This window comes from Stenotrophomonas sp. STEN240, assembly GCF_056756175.1.
This window is the reverse complement of sequence record NZ_JBRRBO010000013.1, coordinates 47,366-74,200: the sequence shown is the minus strand read 5'-3', so window position 1 is coordinate 74,200 and position 26,835 is coordinate 47,366. Positions and strand designations below refer to the sequence as shown.

Below are 26,835 nucleotides of genomic sequence, written 5' to 3'. Positions count from 1 at the left end.
TCAGTGCCACGTGGCACTGTTACCGGCGCTATGTGGCACCAGCTCTTTCGCCTCTACGTGGAACGAGCTCCGGGCTCGGACCTCGCAGAGGTCAGTGCCACGTGGCACTGACGATGGCACGTGTGCATGAGCCTGGTTGCCAATGCCCTGCGGCGGGCGGGCACCGACTGCCCTGAGTCGAAGGGGGTCGGGCTTCGGGGCGTAGCGAGCAGTGAACGCACTTCATCCGCGCGACTGGCAAAAGGACGAACATGACCCCCAAGGTCTTGCGGAGCTGGTGCCACGTGGCACCAGCCAGGGCAAGCCCGCATACACCAGAGTACGGCAACTCAATCTTGGGGGGACGTCGGTTACCCAGTAATTCTCAATCCTATAGAAGTGTCGCCGTTCAATGAAACGCAATAGAATCACACGCAGAATTCGGAATTATGATTCTCCTCATAATTCTCCATAATTCCTCCTGACTAGACGACGGGCGAGTGGTCAAGCAGTGTGTTGCTTTGAATCCAGTCCATCCCATCGGACTGACGTGGATATTGCGCCCCTAGATGTGTGGGTGATGGAATAACCAAAGGCTCCGGGGTGCTCGGACTCCTGGTATCAGCCTGTGCTCCATAGCTGCTCGTCTGGGAAGAGCTGTTCGACCTGCTTAACTATCATGCTCGGAAGATCCCCTTGGGAAACAGCCTGGCCAGACAGTGCCATCGTTTGTAGCACTCGGGTTTGCAGCCAACTGGAGACCAGTTGCGCCCGACGATCGTTTACAACCTGCTCCAATGGGCGCCGCGGCACAAGGACAACTACAAGATCACACTCAAGGGCCTCGGCAGCTTGAGCAAGCGAATCCATTGCGAGCTTCCCCTTCGCTTCGTTGAGCTCCATCTGCCGAACCGTCTGTTCGTTCACACACATTCGACGTGCGAGCTCATGGCTCGGCATACCGAGCGCCTCTCTGATTGTATGGATCCATCCGTGGCGTGGCATCAGATGCGTGGTCAGGGGTATAGACATCACAGCAGCGAGCCGAGCGTCTAGCCGCTTGCGAGCCAACTGCCGCATTTCAGGCGTCATGATCATTAGACGTGCTCCAGTTTAGATTAGTAGCTCGTAGATGGATATCATCGGGCTAGAGCTCGTGATCATCCGTCATCACGGTGAATTTTGCTTCTACGGACGACTGCTTCTGTTCGCTCAGGGAGCCGGCCTAATGGTTCCAGCGCAAACGGGGCCAACAGCGCAAGCTGCATAGAGCCAAGGGGCCGAGTGAGGCCTTCGACGCGAAATCGATAAAATTATTGTTACCGACTATCGCGAAGGATCACGACCGAGAACCTGCCTCTCTGCGCACTTCATCTCAAAAGAGGAAATATCACCCAAGCTTGTTGCGGCATAGAATATAGATACTAAATTTGCAAGAAGAGGGGCAGTGCTGGGTTGCGCTGCTGGGTATCCGTTGTGTAGATGTTAATCGTTAGCGCATATCCAACGCGGCCAATCATGAGGCAGTACGCATGTCGGATCAGGCTCCTATCGTCACATACTTCTTCTTAGACACTGAATGGGCGGATTCGGAAGGAGTCGAGTTGGTAAGCATGGCACTAGTTGGCGAAGATGGAGTTAGCACCTTCTACGTCGAGCGCGATCCGCTGCCCCCAGCTCCAACGGACTTTGTGGCAACAACTGTCTACCCGTTGCTGCAGCGCGGTCCCCACGCACTACCTGACCAAGCCCTCGCGGCAGCCCTCATCGCCTTCCTGAGGAGACAGCACTGCCCACATGTGATCGCTGACTATCCAAACGACCTTCGGTTGTTTCGGCAGGCGATATCCTGGGGTGGGACAGCATTCGAATTAGAGGGGCCACCGAGCTTCCCGTGCACGTTGATGAGCAGAGATCCCATTACCACTTCTCACCTAGAGAGGTGGTTCTTGAGGCATCCGGATCTTCTATTGCGTCGCCATCACGCGCTGGTCGATGCACAAGCTCTTCGTGCAGCATGGATGGTCGCGAGCGGTCGCTTAGATGTCGACTTTGGAGTTCCCAGCTTTTAGTGGACACCTGATGGGCGATGGCGGTGCGCTGCCTCGAACGCGTCAGAGCAGACACCGCCGAAGCGACTGTGACGGCGTATGGGCCTGTAGAACTAGCCGATGTAGTCAGATGTCCCCATCGTGGGGCGTGACCCGCCAAATGATCGGAAATAGATCGTCACACAAACTAGACATCGCATTGAAATGTCCAGGTCGTGATAGACACCTACATGGGGCAGACATCCCTCTAAATCGCTCGATCTTTTGTGACCCATCGTTTGCTGCTAAAAAGTATCGGCTCTTGGTCGCAGCACCTCATACGACCCAAAGCGGACATCCATCTGCCTTCGAGCTGAGGCGCCGTGAGGTATTCAGCGCTATTTCTGGGTCCGGTCATACCTCGGCTTGTTAGCCGGACCTAGCCACCCTAAGATCGCACTGTATCAAGAGAAAATCCCTCCATACGGCGCTTTGTGGATAAGCCGTATAACCGGACCCACGGGTCCGTCGATTAGGTAGTTAGGCGCAACCAACAACATGGGGAATCCAGTGCCAAGCGACAGCGAAGTCAAAATTAAAGTAATAAACGCTATGAACAATAATCGGTACCGTTGGCGCACCATCGGCGGCATATCCAAGGAGGTCGGCCTTCCTCAGGACGTTGTTGTTAAGGTGATTAGTCTAAACAGCGACTCCGTTGTTCGAGCTCCCGCATTGAGCAACAAAGGCGAACCACTGTTTACCACGCGAGAGCACTTGCTAGAAAAAGCGACAATTGGGGAAAAAATTCTCGGCGCCTTCAAGAATCGGGTCTATTGAGCATGGACAGCTCAATTTTTCAGCCCGCTGTTCTCTTCGCGTTCTTCGGGGCGCTTGCCCTCAAGCTTCTTGAGCTCGCCGAACTTCACCATGTCCCAAAAGCCAGCAGGCCTGACTACGCGGAGTTCGTTTATTGGATTCCGTTCCTAATCATGCCTCTTCTCGGAGGTGGTCTTGCCTACGCATATGTCATGTCGGACGTTCAACTCAAGCCGATGCTGGCAATTAATATCGGCGTATCCGCACCACTTATCTTCCGAGCAATGGCGCAGATCAACCCTTGGCAACCCAAGACGATTGATCCTGGCGATGGCGCCTAATGATTCATTCAAGCCGAACCCGTTTCGCGGATCGGCTCAAGTCCAGAGTTAGACCCCTTTTCGCGATCGGATAGTTATGAAAGCACTACAGCCCTTGTTGTTCTTGCTTCTCGCTGCCATCTCAACGACCTCGTTTGTCGCTGGCGATCCGGAGAGGTCACCCCAAGCACAGGTCATTCATCTGGTCGTGGAGCTACGTAGCGACGAGATCCAAAGACTGGATAAAAGTGCTGATTGGTGGCGTGACACAGAGGAGCGCTCTTGGTCGGTCAAGGGTCCTTTCGGTTCCGGCACTATTGATAGCACTCACTACTTTCAGGTCAGCTACTTTGGCGTTCATTCGCGTACAAGACCGCGCTCTGTGGCATTTGGTCTGAAACTCGACTCGGGCCGGATGCCCGCGGGTAGGGTGTGATAGCAACCGCTTCTGGCCGCAGGGCGTCATGCGACCCATTGCAGCCATTAGGTTATCAACGGACAGATATCAGCTGTGCAGCGGTTGTTGTCGGCCAAACGACCGCTCTTCGGCGAGGACTGGCCACTTACTGCCCCATAAAAACAAACGCAGGTGAGTACATTCAATGAAGCTTCAAACGATCCGGCTCTCAAATTTCCAATCATGCGGAGCGGCGCCCACCGAAATTCGGCTGGAGGAGATCACGTACCTCATCGGCCCGAACGGCTCTGGCAAGACAGCAGCACTCCAAGCCCTGTGCCGTCTGTTTGCCTTTGATCCATCACTGCGCAGAATCTTGCGCTCGGACTTTCACGTCGCATTCAACGAGACAGCATCGCCTGCTGAGCGTCAGCTGTGGATCGAGGCCGACTTCCTGTTCCCGGAACTTGGCGACGATGACGATAACAGCACTGTAGCTCCTCATTTCGGCCACATGCGTCTTGACGAAGTTGATGGTATACCCCGCGTGCGTTTTCGCCTCATCGCCACCATGGGCTTGGATGGGGACATTGAAGAAAGCATGGTCTATGTGCTGGACATCAATCCAGATGGATCGCCACTGACCACCGCTCAGGTCCCCCGATCTGAACGAAACCATATCCACGTTCATTACCTGCCCGCGCGCCGTGATCCCGCAGATCACATTGCCTATAGCACCAATGCACTGCTGGGACGCATGCTACGCGCGGTAAACTGGGATGCAGAGCGAACTGTCATCAAGGGCCTGACCGACCAAATCAGCGAAAGCTTGGCTGCCAATCCATCAATCAATGCGTTCAGCATAAGCTTGAAGTCGGCATGGAGCGTTTTGCACAGGGGTAGCTTCTTTGCCGACCCCAAGCTCACATTTGTTGCGTCTGAGATTGATGCCTTGCTGCGGCACATGTCGGTCTCATTCACGCCGGGCCATGACGAGCAGTTGGTCGACTTCTCACGACTCAGCGATGGTCAAAAGTCGATGCTGTATCTGTCCATAGTGCTGTCCTCGCAAGCCATCGGTCGCGCGGTCCTGGCTGAAGATGACGATTCTTTCGATGCAGACAAGCTGCGCCCGCCCGTGTTTACGGTGGTGGCGGTCGAAGAGCCAGAAAACAGTCTCTCGCCACACTACCTTGGACGGATCGTCAATGCACTCACCGCGATGACCAGCGATGGCGACGCGCAAGCATTGATTGCGACCCACGCGCCATCAATACTGCGGCGTGTCGCTCCGGAACGTATCCGCTATCTGCGGCTGACCCAGGAGCGAACAACGCGCGTCACACATATCCTGCTGCCAGATGCAGCTGATGAAGCTCACAAGTTTGTGCGTGAGGCAGTGCAAGCCTTTCCAGAAGTATATTTCTCGCGGCTTGTCATTCTTGGAGAAGGCGATAGCGAAGAAATAGTGCTGCCGCGCCTGCTACAGGTCAAAGGAGCGCCGGTTGATGAGTCCGCTGTCACCATTGCCCCGCTTGGGGGCAGGCACGTCAATCACTTCTGGCGTCTGCTGTCGGCTTTGCAGATCCCATATCTGACACTCCTTGATCTGGATGTGGCTCGATATGCCGCTGGCTGGGGACGGATAAAATACGTCAATGACCAACTGGCTGTCTATGCGCCGAGCAAGGTCCTCCCCGCCAACCATGTCATTCCTAAGTGGAATGACGCCACCCACAAGGTTCGAGATTACGACCACTATCTTGCGGAGCTTGAAAAACGAGATGTGTACTTCTCGTACCCCATGGACCTGGATTTCACCATGCTGCTCTCCTTCCCAGAAGCCTACGGCGTCGAGCAAGAAGAGCCGGATCAATCTACGGTCAAGGCTGTTCTCGGCAAGCAGCACCACGACGCCAGCCAGTACAGCGAAGACGAACAGAAGCTGTTCAGTACCTACCATAAGCGCTTCAAGCTTGGTAGCAAACCCGCAGCCCATATAGACGCATTGGCTCAGCTAACAGATGAGAAGTTGCTGGCTGACATGCCAGCATCGCTGAGCAGATTGGCTGATGCCGTTATCGCCAAAATCGCGGAGTTGCCTGAGTGATTGCAGTCGATGCCTGGAAGCCCGCGGATGGGCTGACTCTTGAACCGAATGCATTACGGGCAGCTAAGGAGCCCACGCGCAGTCTCGCGCTGACCGCTGGACCAGGAGCGGGCAAGACCGAAATGCTTGCGCAGCGGGCAGACTTCCTGCTGCGCACGGGGACCTGTCGTTATCCAAAGCGGATTCTGGCCATCTCGTTCAAGGTTGATGCCAGTAGCAACCTGAAAGAGCGGGTCAAGCGGCGCTGTGGTTCCGAGCTTTCCACGCGGTTTGACAGCTATACCTTCCACGCTTTTGCCAAGCGCATCATTGATCGTTTCCGTCCGGTGTTGACGGGTGAATACGCACTGGATGTTGGATACAAAATTGCAGATCGAAAACTTGGTCCATCACGAACCTTGATCGAATTCTCCGATCTTGTGCCGTTTGCAATCCAAATTTTGCAGCAGTCTGCAGTCGCGAGAAACGCCATTCGGCAAGCCTATAGCGACGTGTTCCTCGACGAATTCCAGGACTGCACCAGCCTTCAGTACAAGTTGCTCAAGGTCGTCTTTCAAGGTACGAGCACTCGCTTGACCGCCGTGGGCGACACTAAGCAGAAAATCATGGGCTGGGCGGGAGCCATGGACGGTATCTTTCAGGCTTTCGTTGCCGATTTTTCTGCTACTCCGATCAGTATGTACCGAAACTTTCGCTCAAAGCCGCGGCTGCTTCGCTTGCAGAACGAGATCATCCGCAAGCTTGACCCATCTTCCGTCATGCCTGATGAGGAGCTTGGCGGCGACGAAGGCGAGGTACTTGCCTGGCGTTTTGAAGATGGTCGTCAGGAGGCTGACAGCCTCGCAGGCTTGATTGAAGGCTGGATAAAGAACGAGCACCTGCCACCTGCGGAAATTGCGGTCCTGATTCGCAATCAGCTCGACCTGTACGCCGATCACCTGATGGCGGCATTGGAGGCGCGTGGCATCCCCTTCCGCAACGAGCAGCAGATGCAGGACATCACGGTTGAGCCTGCGGCACGTTTGATCGTGGATTATCTCTCCTGCCTCTATGGTCAGCGTGAGCCCAAAGCTTGGATTCGGCTCATGAATCAGCTGATCCCTTTTGCTGATGAAGAAATTCAATCGAACGCGCGCAAGGACCTTGATCGGCTCGTTAAGCGGCAGCGAAGAGAGACAGCCATCGTCAAACTGCTCGATGATCCCTTCGCCGGCTGGTGGAAGTTTGTTCAGGCATTCCTGAAGCAAATCAGTATCGAAACGTTGGTGTCGATTTCCCCGGACTACGAGTCGCACGATCGGTTGAAAGAGGTGATTCGCGATACCAAGGCCAAGATCGAGGAATTGCTAAAGTTGGAGCCTGACTTACCCAAGGCTCTTGAGCGGTTCTCAGACGACCAGGCCGTACGAATTCTCACTATCCATAAGAGCAAGGGCCTTGAATTTGACTCGGTCATCATCATGGCCGTCGAGAACGAAATTTTCTTTGGCGATCAGGATGAGAACCGATGCGCTTATTTCGTCGGGGTTTCTCGTGCTAAGAAGCGTTTGGTCCTTACATACGCCGATCAACGGGAGCGCCCAGCGGGACATACGAAGCGCTGGGATGTGCAACGCACTGCTCAAAATGAATACTTTGGTTATGCCACGCCGTTCTTAAAAAAGGAGCAATAGGAAATCAGAGCGACGCTGGATTCGGGTGATATTCGGCGACTTGGTTCGTCGACAGCCGGCACCCAAGATCCTTTTCTCCTTGGCCTTCCTCGGTCGGGCGAAGGCATGTGAAGCGGTAGAAATTGGTGGCTACGAATGTCGGCTATCTGTTTAGGCGATCGTTCGGCGTGTTGATGGTGAACGAAAAATATCAGCCTGTTCCTGCGGTACTCGATCTCGCGCCGGACGACAGCTTTTGACCGAAAGTTGACCTGGTCGATTATGGCGACGCATGAAGCAAATCTGACTGCGCGCGCATGGCGTGCGCCCGTGCGAGAATCCGGGCGAGCCCGCCTTAGCGGGAACCCGCCCATGACCGAACTTGATCAGGTCAGTTCGTAGCGCTTTTCGATTACGGCGAACAGCTGAGCAGCCTCTTCTTTGGCACGCCTGCTCTCCGCGGTCGCAAGTGGTGCCAATTCGATTCCGTCGACACCCCCGACATACATTGGCCCGCCGACATCATCGTCATAGAGTGTGCCGTCTTCATTGATCGCTTCATGTCGATTTTGGCTCAGGTCCCGCCCTAGCATGCGCGAAAGATGCATCCAGACCCACGAGCGGAACGGTGTCTCGTTCCGGTCTTCGATAAGCGCGTGCATAGCGGATACATCACCGTCGCGTGCGAGCACGGTTAACCATTGGTGGGCCAACTCGGGTCGACCATGCGTATCGGCCAAGTTAGCCATGGCGTAGGGATCCATTTCATCCGACGGCTCAAGCTCGAGCACCCCGGGATCACCGTAGCGCTCCGCGGTGAGCAGCATCGCGCGTGCAACCCCGCCCCTTGCCGCTGCAAGGAGGTGGTACCGATGTTTGGCCACAACTCGAACGAACCTGTCCGCGCCTGCGGCGATCTCTGCAAAGCCCACTGGCTCGACTGACCACTGACCACGCCGACGCAGTTCGCGGCCGAAGCGGCGGTCATCCTCGTCTGGCAGCCCCCCATAGGGCTCAAGCATGTAGGCGCTCGCTAGATGTGCAGCGGCTATGCCGCGCGACGCGGCCGCCTCCAATCCTTCTAGCAGCAAGGGGAGTTCGCCTAGCAGCGCATCAAACCCTTGCTGCATGCGGCTGACTAGGTCGGTCGCCACCCATTCGGCTACGACAGCCGACCCTGCGCCTCCAGCTTCCGCCCACTCGCTTTCATGGCTCGCGAGCGCGGTAATCAGCTCCTCAAAGCGAACCGGTGCATAGCCGGATGTACCGAGTAAGCTAACCAAGCCTTGGGCTGCTCGCTCTGCCTCCTCGAGTGACATCCCAAAGTGCAGACACCTCTGGATGACCAGGTTCTCATCTGCCGTGAGGCCTGTCTTGCACCAAGGAACGTCGCACCACGCGGCCTGATGATGGAACGCAGCATGGGTAGCGAATCCAGCGGCTGCCGCCAGCAGCTCATGGACCTGGCTGCGGGTTAGAGACGCTGAAACTTGCGTCCGAAGATACGCATGGACATGAAACGCATATTGCTTGATGGTCATGACTCGTCCTCGATGGCCAAGCCGATCCGGGTCAGGCGCACACGTTTAAGTCCCCGGCAGCTGGCCAGAAGAAGAATCAATCAGGGAATACGGCCTGTTTTTGCTCGTGTGCAAGCAAGGCGGGCGCCGCAGGTAGTGTATGCCTTCTGCTACCGGGATTCCAAACGCGCTGAAACTGCGCGCACTGGTTCCCGACCTCACCGTTCCTACTATGGCCGGCAGAGGGACAGGGCCGATCAGCGAGGCCCGATTCTGAACCAAAGCGGGATCTGCCGGGGTCGCTACAGAGTTCAGCTATAAATTGAGCCTACCGCTTCGCACTCCGTCAGCGTGGCTCGAAACTTCGTTAGCCAGCCTCACTGCCGTTGGATAGCCTCTGACACCTCTACAGCCCAGCGAGAGGTGTGGATGATCCGCGTCTCCTGCAGCTGCTCTTGAAGGATCTCGCGTTTGGTTAGTTGAGACACAGCTTCCCACTCGTTCCTGAAAATGTAGGTAGCGTTGCCTGACTCCGGACTCTCGAAGACGTATCGGCGCCTGCGTGTGAATCCGAAGACGATGTACTCGCTAAACCCACCTAGCCCCACGGCCATGAAGTCAGGCTCGTGCCGAGTGATAGTGCGGATGCGATGTTTTGCAGTTTCGCGATCGCTTTCCGATAGCCGCTCTAGGTAGCCCTCCAAGGCCTGAACCGCTCTATCGAATGGGAAGATTCCAGGGGGGAGAATGCGCCAGTTGATCTTTTGGACCCTGACCGGCACCGCCAGGGCTGGATCAACGATGTCAAAGTGCTGGAAGCACTCCAAGTAGATATTGAGAAGGTTGGCGATGCTATCTTCTGGCTCCGTCCGATCAATGGTCCTTGTAGCCATTGCGATTCCAGCATCAGTCTGTACTGCCGTCAGGAACTCGCCAGGCGGAGCAATATGTTCCCTAGGGTAAGTGTCATACGATCTCGTCTGAGTGCCGTGATGAGTCTGCCCGTGCCAGTCCTTCCATGAGGTATTGATCATTCGAGACTTGCTGATCATCGGAAGGTCTTTCCTGATGATCTCTTTACCACGCGCATTAAAGAGCGTAGCCGGCCCGTCGGCGCTCGGCACGATCGACGCACCCGTGGGTGGAATATGGTCAAATCCCAAAAGCACAGCTTGGTCATCAGTTAGGGGAGCGCTGAGCAGTCGAAACTGTGGCAGCCGTGCGATGGTGCTTCGGTAGATTGAAAGACCCCTCACTTGCTTGGGCATGCGCTACTCCTTATGTAATGAGAAAGCGGGATAACCAAATTTGCGGAGCTATAGCCGACTCGCAAGTAATGCAGCTACTTTATAGTTCACGGAGAGATAGTACAAATACGTGCTATATCAACGCTTCCTGACCTTTGAGTATAGCTCTAAGGATTGCTTGCGAGCTGTAGTTTAGGTCTGGCGTAGGCCAATCCCCGTTGAGTATTCTACTAGGGCTAAGCAGCGCCACGACTTAACTTCGGACTTTTCTCCTTCATGAGCATCACCGACAAGACAAGGAAAGTGCTTTGGGGCCGGTCAGGGAATCTTTGCGCGTTCTGTAAAACTCCTCTAGTCCTAGACGCGTCAATGCTAGATGCCGAGTCGGTGGTCGGCGATGAATGTCACATCATCTCAGGGGCAGCAAAGGGGCCACGGCACGATCCATCCTTTTCTCCAGAGCTCAACGATGACTTGTCCAATCTTCTTCTACTATGTCGAGTTCACCACAAGCTGGTAGATGATCAGCCGGAGACCTTCTCTGCAGGAATGCTTCGCCAGCTTAGGGGCAATCACGAAGCATGGGTCAAAGAGCGCCTTCGCCAGTCCGACAGAGCGGAGGCCCCTACAATCGTGCGGTCAGCCGCTGACATTCCTACTCATCTCCTACTCGTTACATCTGCAAAGACATTGCTGGATCACGCTGCAGGCTGCCACGGCCGCTACTACGACTACCCCGACGATCTTTCAGAGCCTGATCTCGATGCTGTAGGCGCATTCCTGCAGAATCTGACAGATTGGATTGACGTTGGTTTGGACGAGCCCCACGAGAGGATAAGCGCTCAACGTTCGCTAGCGGAGAACATGATGGACCTGGACGAAGCCGGTCTACGGATCTATCTGGCCCGAGAACGGCAGCAGTTACGTGGCGGCATTGCGGCACCCTCGGCATTCTATGTGCTGCATCTCCGAATAGTCAGGCATAACGACCCAGGGCAAATTTCCTTGGGATCGTCCGAAAGCCGTTAGGCCACTTAAAATTCATCTTTACGAAGTTCAAGTGTCAGCCGGGAGCTGCTGATTTGACCTTCGGCGAGGCAGAGCTTGGCAAGATCGACAACGCGCTCGCGCTAATCGACATCAAAGGCGCACCGCTACCAGTGGGCTGGGATGCTTCCATCGATCGCTGATATCTCCATCCAGCCCCGAAACCTGCAGTGGAAGCTCGCCGAGTAACGCAGCAACATCCATTCTCGCTGTCGCGGCAGGATTCGAGTGGCGGCGGTATGCTGCCGCTCATGGTCGGAATTCTGCTTCGCTTGCTCGGAGGGTGTACCGAGTTGACAGGCACTACAGTCCTCCCGATGCAGTCCATTTGCGATAGCGAAAAAGACGGCTGGGATGAACAGACGGTAAGCAGAGCTGGCCAGGCGTGGGCCAAACAGCACTCTCAAGATTCAAGTGCAACACGGGATTAGAATGCTTCGACTTCCGCCTCCATCCAAATCGCGAGACACAGCACCCACTGAAAAATCGGTGACAACTCTACGGAAAATTGGTTGCAAAAAGCTAAATGCCGGAGTGGAATCGACATGCACTGGAAGTGCTGCGCGAACCATTGGAATCGGGCACGGTCACGGTATCGCGGGCGGCACGCAGCATGGAGTTCCCGGCGCGCTTCCAGTTGATCGCGGCCATGAACCCCTGCCCCTGTAAGGATTACATAGGCAAACAAGTCAGCACAGATTACATGCTAGGGTGCCGACACATCCGTCCATCTGGAGGTAACGGTGCCACTCGAACAGATTTCGCATGTGCCTTGTCGCGCCGATACGAGTGGGGGTACGGTCAGTTGGAAGCCGGTAACGATCCGCAGCACCATCCATGGATTACCACAAATCGTTTGGGCTGATCAAAGCCCTTGGCGGGAAGCCAATTTATGGGCACTTGAGCAGGCACGCAAAGCAACTAAGAGCATGAAAACTGTGCTCTCGGCGATGACACACCTCAACGCTTACGCGAAATGGTTAGAGGATGAAGGAGTAAGGTGGTGGGATTTTCCTTCGCGCGAATCCGATCGATGCCTTGTGCGCTTCCGTGGAGCTTTGATGAACAACGTCGAAGAGGGCTGCTTGGCACCCTCGACTGCAAGTCATCGCATGTCTGCAGTAATCCGGTTCTACCGCTGGCTGCATTCCGAGAATTTACTATCGCCAGAATGGCCTATGTGGAACGAGAAAGTCGTCGGGGTTCGACTGACTGACTCATTCGGCTTTGAAAGAACACTCATCACGAACAGTACGGACCTTGCAATTCCCAATCGAAAAGCATCTCGAGACCCGCTTGAAGGCGGGCTGCTACCGGTCTCCCTTCGACGCAGGAATGCAATTCTTACTTATTGCAACAAGAACGCGAGTCAAGAACTAACCCTAATGCTAGGCCTTGGGTTTCGCACGGGCATGCGTCTTGGAACAATATGCGACCTAAAGATTAAAACCCTCCAACGAGCCGTACCAGATCCGTCCTTTCCCGGCTGGTTTCGAATAGCCGTCGGGCCTGGCGCACATCCACCAGTGCACACGAAGTATGGAGTAACAGGTCAGATCTGGATAGATGAGTCTGACTTGCAAGCAATCACCTCCTACTCGTTCGAATTTCGCCGATTGAACAGGCAGGCTAGGGCCGCTCCTGAGCATAGAGAGCATGTATTTCTTACGCGAAATGGCGCTCCCTACGGTGCCGATTCTGGAGATAAATCGAACGCGCTCAACGTAGAGCTCCATCGTCTGCGTAGAAGAAGCATAGCCGAAGGGATAGAGGACTTACGCAACTTTCACTTTCACCAAAGCCGTTGCACGTTCGCCACGGAAATAGCGCGACTAGCACTCAAACACGGAAATGCAAACCAGGCCATTAGCTTTGTGAAACAAGCCCTGCTTCATCGGGATGAATCAACCACCCTAAAGTACATTCGGTTTGTTGAGAACAACTCCGTTATGGCAAGCGCTGCAGATGAATTCACCAAAGCGTTCGTAGGCTTCCCTGCCGTAGTGGAGGAAAGTGAGCTTGAGTAAGCAAGCCCGACCCGATCTGACATTTCCGCAAATCCCCTACGGAAGCCACCAGGTACAACACGACCTCCAGTTGCTCCTTTACCGCGGTGCGAGCAGTGTGCACTTAAGCAAGGTTGGCGCTTTACTCGCTGACGGGTGCCTCGGTCATCCGATCATGCAGCGCCTACCTCTTGTGACTAAGCTGCATGACGCAATCTCGGGGTCCATCGCCATGGGTAAGAGTCGTTCCACGGCTCTCAATCGCATCAAGGCCTTGAGAATCTTCTACGCCTGGGCTGACGCTAACCGACGGGATTTGACCGTAGAATCAGCACTCGATGACTTTATAGCTTGGGGTAACTCACTGTGGCATAGAGTGCACATAGCAAAAGATATGAATCAGATGTACGCATATCGGCTTGCAAATGCGGCATCTTCACCCCTGAAGACGGCTTTGGATATACGGCTGTCACCTATTCGGCAAACGATGCTTGAGGCGGTTCCAGTCAAGAAAAAAGTCCTAAGCACAAAAGCTGACAAGCAGAACCTCGCCGAAACGTTCGAATTCGGACACGCACTTTTCGACATCACGCAAGCTCTCACAGTCGAGGCAATCAGGGGACCTCTCCCTATAGAAATTGAGCTCCGAATTGGAAAGAAAGCACTCGTCTGGTGCGGACTCAAACCTTCCAAAGAAATCAAAGGCCTTCACTTTAGCGCGCCATTGTCGAGACTGGTTAAAGCATTGGATGCGCGGTCGCCCCTTAAAGACACGGCATCAATCAGGTGTAGATACCCGGCGATCAATCTAAGGGTAGATGCTGAGCTCCTCATGTTTATCGCGCAAACCGGCATGAATCTGACTCAAGCGTACAAGTTGAAACGAGGCAGCTTTCGTTATCGATCAGAAGGTGAGAACTTTTTGGTTTATAGGGCCTACAAAAGGAGAATGGGGGGAGAATCTGAGTTCAGGATATTCAGAGAGTATCGATCCCTTTTCCAAAAATATATCGAATGGCTGGACGCCATTATTCCGGAAGAGGAAGATCAAAGACTCTTTCCTTACATGTACTCCGGAAAAATCCCATCCTTCGCCACCGCCCCCGGCTTTAAATCTATACGCCATCATTGCAAGGAGCTCAACATAAAGTGCGTTCGACCCATGGAGCTCAGAAGCACTAGAGTTAACTGGGTACTCCGGCGCAGTCGCGATCCCGAGATTACAGCTCAGATGGCGCAGCACTCGAAGGAAACCCTTCTTCGCATATACGAAAGGCCTCACCATCAAACAGCTGCAAGGGAGATCTCCAGATTCCATGCGCTCAATGATTCGAGCAGGGCTCCACCTGGACCGGGAACATGCGTTGGGCAGAATCCACAAACCACTTCGCCCACTAGATTTCCTCCCGCATATCCAACGCCCGATTGCATTAGCCCTAGCGGTTGTCTTTTCTGTCAGTTCCACCGGGATATGGACACCCAAGACTATGTGTGGTCATTAACTAGCTTTAGTTACTACAAGTGCCTTGAGCTATCTCGATTCCGTCCGATCCAAGAAGAAGTTTCCCCGCACCCCGCGGTTGCAGTGATCGAACGAATTGATGCCAAGCTTGCCTCCTTCCGAGAAGCGAGCAGCTTGCGATCGGCGTGGGTGGATGAAGCGCGGGATCGAGTTCGTGAAGGCAGATTCCACCCGGCATGGGATGGTTTTATTCAACTTCTGGAGGCTAAGTGAAGGCGCACAGTCTTTCGGCTTCGGAGCGTTTTGATAGCCAACTGAGCAAATCGGAGCACACACCTCCGCTACCGACTTGGCCTCCTCCTCAAGATTTCCCAATTATCGTGGACGCTTCCGGGAGAACTGTCAGCTACTACGGTGACCATAAGTGGAATCTCAACGTCTGGGCTGGCAAGCCCGTCACTCTCAACTTTGGTGACGGCCCACCGCGCAAGAACTGCCCCAGCCTATCAAATGAAAATGCGAACCTATTGCGCCAGATTTCGGCTTGGTGGCTTCACGGCCCCGTTCGAGCCAGATCACCTGAAGCGCTGCTCAGGCGCTTCGAGATAATACGACCCATCTTTGTACTTTGTTCGCAGAACCGCATCAAGGCGAGCGACCTTATGCGCTTTCCTCGCGCTGTTGATCTCGTGGCAGGAGTTCTAGCCCCCTCATCAGCTCACTACGGACTTACGCTTCTGCATCAACTGTGGGAACTACGCGATTCCTTAGGCTTTCATTTACTTGATACGGAGAACTTAAAAGCAATTGGTGCATCGCTCTCCAAGCACGAGAAGGAACAGACTCCGTACATTCCACCCAGAATTTGGCAGTATCAGCTAAACCGTCTAAAGGCCTGCATCGATGATTTCAATGACAATCGACGGGAAATCGAAGCATGCTATCTTTTTTGTCTTGATGCCTACGCTAGAAACTCAGGGTCCCTAGCTCAAGCGTGCCGAAGAGAAACGAAGTCCGGCCACAGGCCCTTCGGCGGCCATAGAAGAGCAGGCGAATCCACAGATGGCCGTTTGTTCCACGGCCCATTCCACCTAACGGCACGTAGATTCGGTATAGACGGCCTGCTGGAACGTTGGCTTCTTCAACCTGGGGAGAGTCTAGAGAAGTCAGGACGCGGCATCCACTCTCTCAGTACGTATTTCACCCTTATCGGATTTGTTGGTACCGCATATCTTGCGAACTTCTCGCTCATGCGCATCGAGGAAGCGTGGTCATTGCGTTCTGACTGTCTGACCGTTGAGCGAGATGATCTAGGGGACGATATTCACATCTTACAGGGCGTTACGACCAAGACCGTTGAGGACGACGATGCCCGATGGATCACCGCACCTACATCCCATGCCGCAGTAGAAGCGATGGCCTGCGTTGCCAAGCTTCGAATGCTTGCCGCGGACGCCAACCCTGATGTCCCGGTCACCGATGATGACTTGCGTGCCCCATTTCTAACTCTCAGGCCTTATGAGCCTTGGGGCGGCAGGGCAGGCGATATGAATCTCCCTATCGCCATTAGACAGACCTCTCAAAGCTATAGGAACTTCATAGAGAGATTCCCACAGCTCTTCGATAGCCAGATTATGAAAATCACCAGTGCGGATCTTGAGATTGCTCGTCTCGTGACACCTAGCCTAGACCCAGAACTGTTCGAGGTGGGCAAGGTGTGGCCAATTGCGTGGCATCAGCTGCGTCGGACTGGGGCTGTAAACATGACCGCCTCGGGGATAGTGGGAGACTCATCCCTTCAGTACCAGCTTAAGCACGCCAGTCGCGCGATGAGCCGCTACTACGGACAGGGCTACTATCATCTAAATTTTCCGCTCAACGACAGTGCGAAAGCAGAATATATTCGAACAATGTACGAAATGGTTGCAATTGAGTTCTCGCAACTCTCACTCCCCCGCTTTGTTAGTCCGCATGGAAATCCACGAAAGTCTCAGATCCTGTCATTACTGACAGAAAGTAACTCGAAGCAGCTTTCCGCGGCTGCAAAATCTGGAAAGATTGCCTATAGAGAGACTTTATTGGGAGGCTGCACGAATCCAAACCCATGCGCTTACGGTGGAATCGACAACATAACCCGATGCGGGGGAGGAGATGGCTCTCCACCATGCGCTGATGCCATCTTCGACAAAGAAAAGATTCCTACCATCGGCAGTCTCGGCAAGGTTATAGAGTCGCGACTCGCTGTCGCACCAGAGAACTCCCCACTTCAAGAATCGCTGCAAGCTCAGAAGCGAGCCATCGAGAACGCGCTTTATGCCCTCAAGTCCATATAGCAACCATAAGATTGGTCGCGCCGAAAGATCGTTTCGAGATGCTTTCACGAGACTCAAACTAAACGAAACCAGGATCTTGCCGAAGGGAAGTCACGTTACGCAGAACAACGTCGCCCGAGAGGCCGGCTGTGATCCTTCTGCGCTTAGGAAATCAAGATTCCCGAACCTGGTAGAAGAGATACAGTACTGGGTTGCTGAGAACAGCAAAGAAGTGCCACCATCAAAACTGCACACTAGTCGTGTTCAACGCACCCGCAATCGTGACCTGCGGGACCGGATTAAGGCGCTTGAATTGCAACGCGACAAAGCGCTTGGCCTCCTAGCGGAGGCCGATGCTCTCATTTTAGCGCTTACTAATGAAAACTCTCGCTTACGTGCACTCACTCCGTCCAACGTCACTCATATCGGATGCGGTCGATGAATATATTGTAATAAAGCACCGATTACTGCTCAGGTCATGCGGTTAATGTAGCGACATCGTCCGCATCCGGGGGCATCGCGTCCATCAGGATCCCCAACGTTCCTGCCAGCCAAGTCGTCGATCGTACAGGTCCGTAACTTGGTTATGGCTGGAGCGTCTGCGCTCCGGCTTTTTACCCAATATTACTCAACTCTACGATCAGGAAGACCACATCCACCTGCCGATGATCATACTCGTAGGTGGCAATCAACCCAGCCACCTCATGATCCTTATAGTCTAACGGGGTGTGCCTTCGATAGGAAAGACACGCTGGCACTTCGGTTGTGATCATCCCATCGATATAGCTAAGCAATGCACCGAGCGGCTTGTAGGCGTAGATAATGTGAAAGTAGATTCCGCATTGCCCATAAGCGATAAGTTTGTGAAAGTGAGCCTTGATATTCTCCTTGTCAACAGACTTGCAAACCAATGCCTCTAGAACCGCTACTTCCTGACCTGAAGCCCGTATTACAAGATCTCGCTCTCCAAGATTCCCCTTCTCCGTAGATCCACCGAGAGATTGATCCGCAACGTCCCAACGGATGAAAGCGAGCCGCGCATTTAGAATCTCTCTTAGCGCCGTGTTCAGATCGTTCTCGTACTTCGCGCTTTTTCTCGGATCTTGACGCGAGTTCAAATCCCCCACACATTTCGCATGCCCACGATCGCGAAGAATCGCCCCCATGTGCTGAAGCCCTGCGACGGATCTCGAAACAATCCGAACCAGAAAGCCTCTAAGCCCACCGCCAGATGGTTCGAACAGCTGAGCTATCTCCGTCGGCTGAAGCTCACGCATCTTCTGTAAAGAAGATTGTATCGAGGACAATGCGTCTATTTTAGTCGCCACCACCACAGGAGCGTTGAGTGTAATCCCGTCCGACAATGAAGCCCGAAGCTCAACAAGGTCACTTACACGCCCGAACTCGCCAATGGCAGCGTCAAGAACAGTCCGTGCCTCTTCATTTCGTCCCAGCTTCGACATCGCCAGCGCCGCAACATGCTCAAGCCCAAGCGCCTTTTTCTTGGCTCGAATCGGCGCCAAACTTTCCAATGCTTCCTCGGACCTATCTAATGCAACGAGAAGCACCCCACGGTTGGTGAGAAGGCTGCTACTCACCTCGCTTCCATGCTTCTGAATAAATTCATTCATTCCAACCAGCAGCTTCTCCCCTTCCAATCTCATTTCCGTGCCCAAGGGATGAGGGCCGGTGTCAAGCAGCAAACGCAAAGCCGCAGCATAGGCGTTCTCTCTGTAGGCGATGGCGCTCCCGTGCCGAGCAGCAAGCCGATCAAACACCAACTTGGCCTTGGTCAAATCGCCCCCAGATCGAACCAATTGTGATGTCGCACGCCAAAATAGCAGTGAATCCTCTGCTTGCCTGGCGAACTTTGGGTCGAGACTTTCAGGGAGACTCAGTTTATCGAGCTTGGGCCAGTCCCTCTCCTTGAAAAGCAATCGAAGCCGCAGGTCGAAAATATTGCGTTTTACTTCGATCGGCGCTTTCAAAGACAGTGATTCAATAGCATTCAGGTGTTGACGAGCCACGTCCCTCTCATCGGCATCCAGCAACAAGCTGATTCGCCGCTCCATTTCCGACCATGTCCACACTGAAGCAGCAGTGGTCGGCCCCATGCTTCGCAACTTTGTTCGGACAGGCCCTCTCTTCTTGTTTGGAAGCATCACGCAGATTTCAGCGAGAAAGGCAGGATCATCGGATTCTGCAATGGCCCGCAGCATAGCTTGCTGTTGACGAGGTCTTAGTGCTCGCCATGCCTGGGTAAGGTCCTGTGCTGGTGACGTCTGCTCCTTACGGAAGATCCTATCTGGCGCGTACCTATCGGTAAGCGCCGGCACACAACCCTTCTCACCGTGTTGAATGACACTAGTGGAGATCAGTTCCAGCAGCGCATCAACAACTACTTTAGGCACCGATGAACTGGGCCAGCCACTGATAGCACGTGCAAGAAGCTGCACGTGAGTTCTAAGTGTCTTAGCCAATGAGTACTGCACAGCATGGTCATGTTTTGAATACGCCCTATGCGCAATGCCCCTTGCGTCAACGGGTCGCAAGAGCGATTCGCCGGAAGACGAGCTCGACAGGCCAATTTCCACGAGGCTTGCACAGAACGTCGCTGGTAACCAAGACGCATCCGTACGATCCAACTTCAGGTCACGGCAAATGCGTACATAGAGACTGACCACGGGCGACAGATCAAGATGACTGGAAACTGGGAGGATACGCGCCGCATCAAGCAAGACCTTGAAGCATGCCTTTGATGGGTTCCAGTCACCCCTAGCCTGGCCCATGAGATGCTGCAGAACCAGCGACTGATCATTTTCAGCTCCACTTGCCATCATGCCAAGCAGTTCTCTTCCAATGAGTTCTATTCGCTCAGAATCTTCCTGCGAGACCTGACTGCAAGCGGAGTAGCACCAAGTGATTAGTGACGCCAACTCTAGAAGATCGGCCCGTCCGGACTGAAACTGATGAGCTAATATGGATAGCGAATCACGGATTGCGAAGGACTTCATTTGGGTGTCACTGACCGCCCTGTACTCCGCCAGCCTTCCCCCGAAATTAGGGTATTGCATTATGACCCTCACGGCCCAGGCGGCCGTGCGCTCAGACAGAAGCATGTCAACTAGGAGCACTGGAGCGTTGTGCACCTTGAAAATCAGGTGTTGCATGGCTATTGGATGGTCAGCCACTAGATCCATTACAGCCTTGATACTCGCCTCGATGCGGGTCCCGCCGGAGGTATGCTCAATCTCGGAACATAGCAGACCGAAAGCAAAACCTATCGAACTTGACTGCAGCAGTTGATCCATCACCAGTCTCTGGACATCCTGCCTATTTAGGTAATCAAAGCGATTGAACACGGAGCATTCATTGCTCGCCGCCTCCTTCTGGGAACCCGACCTAATCTCGGCAATCTCGCCCTCTCTGTTCGCCGCGGAGACCTGTGCAACCACGGTCTCCCAGTCGCGCCAGATTTGCTGCCTATTGAGAACACGAATGGCTGCCTCGTGGCAGAATCTTCTTTCAAGCGCGCTCCAGCGGTAGTCCCACTGCGCCGGACAGTGAAGCAATTCGCACCAAGCCTGCCACTGCAAGAATGTTCTATCAATCAAGCCGTCAAAAGACGATTGAGAACTGCAGACGTGTTTCCCATCGGTTGAGGCTGCATACTCAACCGACTCGTCATCCGCAGTTAAATCAACGACGTCAGCCAGTTCTGCCCGGCAAAGTTCGGTCCACAACCGCCTTGCTAGCCACGACGCATCTCTGACCGGTAGCTCCTCATCAAGCCGGTTCTCCACCCACCTCTTAACCTCAAGCGCAGGAGCACTCAGGTCACCGGGATTTCCCCTCTCTACGAGATCAATTCTGGCGAGCCCATCGAGAAAACGCTCCGTTCTCGAATTCAGCGGAGGCGCTTTAGCCCCATTCTCTGGCTCATCACTAGAGCGAGCCCATCGGCCACCGTCAAATACCAGCCACCCCATCTGACGCAGCTCTGCAGACGTGGGACATTTGTCATTGATTCGTCCCGGGCAAGCATCCCAGGCCATGAGTATTTCATCGGAAGCGCCACCGAACTCCAAACGATACCGGCGGCACAGCGCGATCAGGGCCTCCTCGTCATAGGTCGGACTTTTGTACCTTGCCTTGCCACCGTCATGTTTAGGCAACCATCGTTCGAACTCACGCCTGATCTGATAGCGATCCTGAAGCGGTGACCAAGAGGTTGTCCACGGAGAAGTCATCTTAAATTCCAACACGCCCCTGGCTCCTTGCCTTTTGGTTACATAGTAGCTTTGTTGGGCGAGTTGCAGCTTGCCTGGCATAGGCAAATGAGATTGGACGCCGCATGATCAGCGAACACGATTCGCAGGAAGATCGGAAAGCTGGCTCCGCCGAGCAACATGGGCACTAGGTACAGCTCGACCTCGGAAAGCACCTAATTTCCGACAGCCTTGACGCGAGCACATGCTTACATTGCAGCAACGGGAGCAAGACAGCCCCCAAGATGAAGGGTGAGAGTCGCCCGGATCCAGCTGCCAGACCCATTAGATTCAGCGCTGCAGTGCCTGGTTTCGGATAAGAACGGACATGCCAAAGCCTGCGAGGCTCCTACAAAAGCTGCGCGATGCAGAGGCGTATAGAGTTCTTACCGACACGCTACCCACGGCGAAGTAAAGAGCGCCTTCCGCTAAGCCGTTTGAGGGTATCCGTGCTTTCGCGCTATCCTTGTGCGAGGTTTCCTTCTCAACTCTGTCATGAACAAGCTTGCGGACAAGCGGATTCGATTTGCATTGAAATCGCATCTGGCCAGATCAGCACCTGTGGCAATCCTTGATGAGGTTCGGGTCCATAACGGTAACGCGATTGCTGACGTTGTGACCGTAGATGAAGTTGCAGCGCATTGCTACGAGATCAAGGGCGAAGGCGACGAGATTCGGCGAATCGTGCGTCAAGGTTCATTCTATGACCTTGCCTTCATCAGAACGACTCTGGTCACTACTCACAACCATCTTTCGACCGCAACCTCACTCGCTCCAGAACACTGGGGTATTCTCTTAGCGTCGGAGGGCAAGACCGATGTGGTATTTCGTCGAATTCGCGCAGCAAAGCGTAGCCCACATTTCAACAAGGAAGTCGCCCTACTAACTCTATGGAGAAGCGAACTTATTAGCCTATGCAATCCTTCTGATGATCAGCTAAAGAAAATGAGCCGAGAGAAACTGGCCGCTAAAATTGCGATAGAGCGGCCTCTGAAAGAGATCACCTATCACATAGGTAATTTATTAGTAAAGCGTCAGACAAACAAGCGATGGGCTCTAACCATGTAAGTCATGTGTGCACAAATTGTTGGCTTCAGAATCGAAGAAGGCATCACAAGTTTACCTTGCCCCTGCGCCTTCTCCACCAAAAAATCTTCGCCAAACGAGTATCCAGGCTTCCGGAAGAATGGCTCCAAGATCAACTTAGCCGCCATGCTATTGTATTGCCGGTTTCCAAGCTTATGCGTTTTCAGCGCCCCACCTCGATCTATGTAGTGAACATCATCGTATGAATAGCATAGCTTTGGCGCAGTGATGTTGCGAAGGAACTCTTTCGGAACATCTAATTCGCTGTAGTCGGGACTTACAATTGTGTAGTCACCAAATCCAACCAGATTATTCGGCAGCGAACTAATCAGATTAAACGTCTGGATTTCGACTCGCTCGACCGTTTGGGTTGTTTCGGTGGGCACGAGCTGGACAATCATGGCTGTGATCGATGAGCCCGTAATGATGACTTGGCTGAAAATCGACGTTTGCGTCACTGACCCAATGAATTTCAACAGTGCAGAGGCAAGATCGTTCGGCGACTTGCTCACGCAAACTCGCATATCCAGAACCAGGATGAAATCCTCAAATCCCGCCGACTTCGCACTGGCCACTAAAACAGTAAGGTCGCTTTTGCAGGCTGAGTACGATTGGAAGTCATCTTCGACGAGTCGAATCGCTAGCGTCTTTGATGTCAGAAGACCGCTAGCCTGTGCTGCAAGTATCGACGAAATGTATGTCGGGGAGCGATCAAGCCCTGCCACTGGTATGAAATTTTGACCTTGGAACGCAAGCGCAACCGCATTGAATACACCAATTCCTTGGCTGGCTAGGCTGTCGGGAATGTCGTACATATCGAGGAAAAATTGCGGAATGCGACTCTCCAATCTCCTCATTTTCCTGGACGAGTCTGCAATTAGCTTGTCCAAACCTGCGAGGTCTCGCTCCTTCTTATGCGGCAAGTCGAAGAAAGGAACAATTCGCGGATAGATGTCGGCCGGCAGCTCTTTAAGGGCGCCATACTCATTCGCCTTCATCTTCAAGAAGGGCGTGTACCTACGCATCACTCAAGACCTCCCTAATATTAATCTCATGAACCAGGTTTCCGAAAAGATCATGCCGCCTCTGTTCGTTCCGGATGCGGCCGGCGACAATCTGGGGCGCGACTCCGATCTTTCGGGCGAAAGCCGTCACATCGTCTTTTCTCAGTGACCTTCGAGCCTCTGCGGTTCTCCATTCATTTCTGGGAATCAGCGCGTCCCTGGCGAATCGATTCGCCTCGATCTCAATTTCGCTTTCATGATCTTCTGCCTCATCTAGATCATCAACGATAGGGACATTGAGTTGATTGGCATGAAGCGCGATATGTCCCAATTCGTGCATGAGGGTGAAGTAATAGTAATCGAGCCGCGAATAGCGAAGCGACATTCCTATCATCATGTGCCCTGTATCCAACTTCATCACGCATCCGTCCACCTTTGAACCGGGCGCTGCTGCATGGTGTATTAAAATAATTCCCTGCGCGAGGAGCTGGCGTTCTAGGCTTCGAATTCCATCTACAGATTTGCTTGTGAGTGGAATGCTCTGAATGAACTCAGTGTCTACCCCACAAAATGGCTTAGGTAGTCCACTGATCACAGCCCAATGAGCGATGGTCAACAATTTCGACAGCCAAGCTGAAACAGCTTCCGAAGTTGCACTACTGTGAGCTCTTAGAAGTGTGGTGCCGCTTTGGCTTTTAGCATAGATCTGATTCGTGAGGGCCAACAGGTCCCGCGAGCGCCCCCAATCCTTGTACTTAGGACTCGCCCTCAGAGTTCTCTGAGCTTCAAGATAGGCATCCAGATAGCTTTTAGCTCTCACTGATCGGTTTGGGCTAAGAGGGAAGTCATCAAAGTCCATTAGCGACTCCATGTGCCGGAGCTAGCGGTGGGGGAGCCAATGGCGGCATCTCAAAATAGGGAAGGTCGTCCTTATCGCGATCAGGGAACGCCAACATCCCCAAGGATTCATAGAACGGCACCGCCCTGGGAAGCGCGTGCAAGCAGTATCCAAGCCGTAGGCCTAGCTGACGCACGCCATAGTCTTTTGCAAGATCGACTAGGATAGTACCAACGCCCCTGAACCTCCTCGTGGACATTGGATTATGGCGATTCCAAGGTGCGGTGGCGATGTACTCAATGTAGAAAATATTCTGACCGTCAATGGCACTTTCTTTCGGGAAGTAGATCAGGCACGCGCCCTGTGGAGCGTCATCCGCTATCAGGAAAAACCACCGGTATTCATCTGACATATAATGAACAGATTTAGCAAGCCAGTGCCAGTGGGCGTCATCCATCTGGACTTCTTCCATTATTTGGGTAATGTCGACACCAGCTTCGCGCTGGGCGGCAAGGTACTCTAGGAGCTGGACGTTAAATCCCCCCCAAAGGTCGTCACAAGCATTCGCCAACTGGATGTTCCAACCACAGTGGATGCTGTATGTAGAAAGCACTCCATCGAAACGTAAAAACTGACCTTGCACCAACGGCGGTCCGTTAACTAGCGGCCCTGGTGCTGCAGCAACCATGGCCTTGATGTCTGCGATTGTAACCATCCGCGCCCCCCCCTTCCCTGTCGCCATTACAATAGCGAAACTGTGATGTTCGTCGAATCGCAACGAGGTTGCAAGTGAGATCGATAGAGGGCAATGCAGGTATGTCAGTTTGGATATGTTCAATCACGTATTTGTTCCTAGATACCGAATGGGCAGACGAGGAAGGACGCGAGCTTGTGAGCATCGCGCTAATCAGCGAGGACGGGACGAGCACGTTTTACGCCGAGCGCGATCCTCTACCTTCAGCGCCCACGCAGTTCGTGGCGACAACGGTCTATCCACTGCTGCAGCGAGGCTCTTACGCTTTGACTGACGATGCCCTTTCGGGAGCGCTTCTCGCCTTCCTGAAAGATCAAAGCTCGCCCCATGTCATAGCGGACTATCCGAACGATCTGCAGTTGTTCCGGCAGATACTATCTTGGGGTTACGACGAGGCAGCAAGCCAACTCGAACCACAGCCAACCTTCCCGTGCACTCTGATGAGCAGAGATGCCATTACGACTGGCCATCTTGAGAGGTGGTTTTCGAAGCATCCGGAACTAAAATTGTGTCGCCATCACGCACTGGTCGATGCAAATGCTCTTCGAATGGCATGGAAGGTCGCGACGGGTCGCCTGAATGACGACTTTGGTGATCTTATGTAGGTAAGCAGGCTATCGATTGACGGCCCTATATCATTAACAGTTACGTGGACAATCATAATCCACAGCAACCCATGGATTTAAACTACTCATCTGCTGAGTGCGTTAGAAAGCGGCAGGGTATCCCATACGACTCTGCCGTCATACCAATCAGCAGCTCTCCCATCGACAGCGCATCACTTGATAGATGTGGTTCTGGCAGCTTTCCAAGCAACTGAAATTAACTCGGAGACCTCAGTCATCGAGTATCCAAGAGCCGATGCTACGCGGCAAAACTCTAGTAGATCTAAACGTCGCGAACCGGCCTCTATCATCGAGACCCTCTGCTGAGGCCAACCCAGATGGGCCGCTAGTTTGGTCTGACTAATGCTCATCGACTCGCGACGGGCACGAAGAGTTCCAACCAAGTGGAGATAGGCATTCTGATAGATCGTCTTCGTAGCCATGCCATTGCCCCATTGAGCGGCTAAAGCCTAGGCGGGGGGAGGCACTTACACGAAAATCATGTAGACTAGCTGCTTGCTGCACCATTTCTGGAAGAGCTTGCCGGGCATCGAGTGATCTATGGCCATGACAAATCGACCCTCATTCCATACTGGCCCGAACTTGGCCGCATAGCCGTATCTCTGGGCCCGCTATACACATGTGCTTGGTATGCGCTTGAGCGATCAACTTGGCTGAATGCTCCGGTGTGTTCGGATCCCGCAGTCGCTCGACGCCTCATAGCACTTCTAGGAGACATCGGCGTCATTGCGACCAGAACCTCCCCATCAGGTGCCGTTCGACGCTCACTCTACGATCCACTCAGTTGGACCTATCGCAACGACTGGCCGATGTGCGGCGACCTAGCGACTGCGCTATCAGACATCTTGGAAAATTGGAGCTGCACTCTCGATAGTCGAGCAAAGCGCTGGCTTTGGCTACAGCTCGCTGACGGAGAAGTGTTGGGATACCTAAACAACCTGCTGCGCCGGCACTGCATAGATCCTCGCCTTGCCGAGCACATCCTGGACAGCCAAGGGTACGAATGGGGGCGCCTCAGTTTGGGTAGAAAGCGTTATGTGCTCTGGTCTTCTTCTCGCGGAGCTGCAAGCGAACTACTGCGAACCGACGGAAACGAAGCCACCTCCGTCGCCACAATGGTGCGAGAAATGCACTCGAAGGCGAAATGGCTTGTAGCAAGGGAATCCTCAGGCAGGCTTCACCGAACTGACTTCTGTTTTCTTCCAGGATCGCAGTGGCGACTGCCAATCACTACTGACGCAGCGTTGGAGAAAATCCTGAAGATTGGATCCAGCTATTGGTTAGATTTCCCTTCCAGTTCTCTGTAATGGAAAACTGGCAAAGGCTTCTCGCACATATCTCTTGGAGTACAGAGAAGC

General features: G+C 53.6%; 18 protein-coding genes and 1 pseudogene. 11 read left to right on the top strand and 8 right to left on the bottom strand.

The annotated features are described in order from the left end of the window. Window positions 1–600: 600 nt before the first annotated feature. Complete coding sequence (locus tag ACVOKO_RS08300) at window positions 601–1,077, bottom strand: helix-turn-helix domain-containing protein (RefSeq protein WP_346498463.1); 477 nt, start codon at window positions 1,075–1,077, stop codon at window positions 601–603. Window positions 1,078–2,567: 1,490 nt separating this feature from the next. Here ACVOKO_RS08300 and ACVOKO_RS08295 point away from each other — a divergent pair. The 4 genes from ACVOKO_RS08295 (at window position 2,568) to ACVOKO_RS08280 (ending at window position 7,328) form a co-directional block, all read left to right on the top strand. Continuing rightward, the gene (locus tag ACVOKO_RS08295; protein WP_346498462.1) at window positions 2,568–2,849 is read left to right on the top strand and encodes a hypothetical protein; all 282 of its coding nucleotides are present in this window, start codon (window positions 2,568–2,570) and stop codon (window positions 2,847–2,849) included. A gap of 2 nt (window positions 2,850–2,851) precedes the next feature. After that, window positions 2,852–3,169: a hypothetical protein gene (locus ACVOKO_RS08290; protein WP_346498461.1), complete on the top strand. Its 318-nt coding sequence runs from the start codon at window positions 2,852–2,854 to the stop codon at window positions 3,167–3,169. 581 nt (window positions 3,170–3,750) lie between these two features. Further along, a complete protein-coding gene (locus ACVOKO_RS08285; RefSeq protein ID WP_346498460.1) occupies window positions 3,751–5,655 on the top strand; it encodes an ATP-dependent nuclease in 1,905 nt (634 codons plus the stop codon). Continuing rightward, window positions 5,652–7,328 carry a UvrD-helicase domain-containing protein gene (locus ACVOKO_RS08280; RefSeq protein ID WP_346498459.1) on the top strand — a complete coding sequence of 559 codons (1,677 nt, stop codon included), beginning with the start codon at window positions 5,652–5,654 and terminating at the stop codon, window positions 7,326–7,328. Before ACVOKO_RS08285 ends, ACVOKO_RS08280 begins: the two co-directional genes overlap by 4 nt. 365 nt (window positions 7,329–7,693) lie before the next feature. Here the strand turns inward: ACVOKO_RS08280 and ACVOKO_RS08275 are convergent, their stop codons facing one another. Then, entirely contained in the window at window positions 7,694–8,848 is a 1,155-nt protein-coding gene (locus tag ACVOKO_RS08275) for a hypothetical protein (RefSeq protein WP_346498458.1), read from the bottom strand. Between the two features lie 356 nt (window positions 8,849–9,204). Further along, window positions 9,205–10,095 carry a hypothetical protein gene (locus ACVOKO_RS08270; RefSeq protein WP_346498457.1) on the bottom strand — a complete coding sequence of 297 codons (891 nt, stop codon included), beginning with the start codon at window positions 10,093–10,095 and terminating at the stop codon, window positions 9,205–9,207. Window positions 10,096–10,350: 255 nt separating this feature from the next. Here ACVOKO_RS08270 and ACVOKO_RS08265 point away from each other — a divergent pair, with 255 nt between their 5' ends. From ACVOKO_RS08265 to ACVOKO_RS08245, 5 genes and pseudogenes are all read left to right on the top strand, one after another. Next, a complete protein-coding gene (locus tag ACVOKO_RS08265; RefSeq protein ID WP_346498456.1) occupies window positions 10,351–11,103 on the top strand; it encodes an HNH endonuclease in 753 nt (250 codons plus the stop codon). A gap of 544 nt (window positions 11,104–11,647) precedes the next feature. Beyond that, window positions 11,648–11,797, top strand: a pseudogene (locus tag ACVOKO_RS08260) (ATP-binding protein); the annotation flags it as partial. A gap of 67 nt (window positions 11,798–11,864) precedes the next feature. After that, window positions 11,865–13,148: a site-specific integrase gene (locus ACVOKO_RS08255; RefSeq protein ID WP_346498491.1), complete on the top strand. Its 1,284-nt coding sequence runs from the start codon at window positions 11,865–11,867 to the stop codon at window positions 13,146–13,148. After that, window positions 13,141–14,862: a hypothetical protein gene (locus ACVOKO_RS08250; RefSeq protein ID WP_346498455.1), complete on the top strand. Its 1,722-nt coding sequence runs from the start codon at window positions 13,141–13,143 to the stop codon at window positions 14,860–14,862. The genes ACVOKO_RS08255 and ACVOKO_RS08250 overlap by 8 nt, the downstream gene beginning before the upstream one ends. Continuing rightward, complete coding sequence (locus tag ACVOKO_RS08245) at window positions 14,859–16,922, top strand: hypothetical protein (RefSeq protein ID WP_346498454.1); 2,064 nt, start codon at window positions 14,859–14,861, stop codon at window positions 16,920–16,922. The genes ACVOKO_RS08250 and ACVOKO_RS08245 overlap by 4 nt, the downstream gene beginning before the upstream one ends. A gap of 593 nt (window positions 16,923–17,515) precedes the next feature. Here the strand turns inward: ACVOKO_RS08245 and ACVOKO_RS08240 are convergent. Continuing rightward, window positions 17,516–21,151, bottom strand: a complete 3,636-nt coding sequence (locus ACVOKO_RS08240) for a hypothetical protein (RefSeq protein ID WP_346498453.1) — start codon at window positions 21,149–21,151, stop codon at window positions 17,516–17,518. Between the two features lie 513 nt (window positions 21,152–21,664). Between ACVOKO_RS08240 and ACVOKO_RS08235 the strand changes: the two genes are divergently transcribed. After that, complete coding sequence (locus tag ACVOKO_RS08235) at window positions 21,665–22,237, top strand: sce7726 family protein (protein WP_346498452.1); 573 nt, start codon at window positions 21,665–21,667, stop codon at window positions 22,235–22,237. Here ACVOKO_RS08235 and ACVOKO_RS08230 read toward each other — a convergent pair. The 3 genes from ACVOKO_RS08230 to ACVOKO_RS08220 are packed head-to-tail and all read right to left on the bottom strand — an operon-like array spanning window position 22,204 to window position 24,935. Continuing rightward, on the bottom strand, window positions 22,204–23,253 hold the full coding sequence (locus tag ACVOKO_RS08230; protein ID WP_346498489.1) for a beta family protein: 1,050 nt from the start codon (window positions 23,251–23,253) through the stop codon (window positions 22,204–22,206). The two genes, ACVOKO_RS08235 and ACVOKO_RS08230, sit on opposite strands and share 34 nt — an antisense overlap. Before the next feature lie 19 nt (window positions 23,254–23,272). Next, on the bottom strand, window positions 23,273–24,118 hold the full coding sequence (locus tag ACVOKO_RS08225; protein ID WP_346498451.1) for an ImmA/IrrE family metallo-endopeptidase: 846 nt from the start codon (window positions 24,116–24,118) through the stop codon (window positions 23,273–23,275). Beyond that, on the bottom strand, window positions 24,108–24,935 hold the full coding sequence (locus ACVOKO_RS08220) for a GNAT family N-acetyltransferase (protein WP_346498450.1): 828 nt from the start codon (window positions 24,933–24,935) through the stop codon (window positions 24,108–24,110). The genes ACVOKO_RS08225 and ACVOKO_RS08220 overlap by 11 nt, the downstream gene beginning before the upstream one ends. A 53-nt stretch (window positions 24,936–24,988) precedes the next feature. On the opposite strand from ACVOKO_RS08220, the gene ACVOKO_RS08215 reads away from it, so the two are divergent. Next, window positions 24,989–25,456: a 3'-5' exonuclease family protein gene (locus ACVOKO_RS08215; RefSeq protein ID WP_346498449.1), complete on the top strand. Its 468-nt coding sequence runs from the start codon at window positions 24,989–24,991 to the stop codon at window positions 25,454–25,456. A 173-nt stretch (window positions 25,457–25,629) separates the two neighbouring features. On the opposite strand, the gene ACVOKO_RS08210 is transcribed toward ACVOKO_RS08215, so the two are convergent. Next, window positions 25,630–25,899: a helix-turn-helix domain-containing protein gene (locus ACVOKO_RS08210; protein WP_346498448.1), complete on the bottom strand. Its 270-nt coding sequence runs from the start codon at window positions 25,897–25,899 to the stop codon at window positions 25,630–25,632. Window positions 25,900–26,835 lie beyond the last annotated feature (936 nt).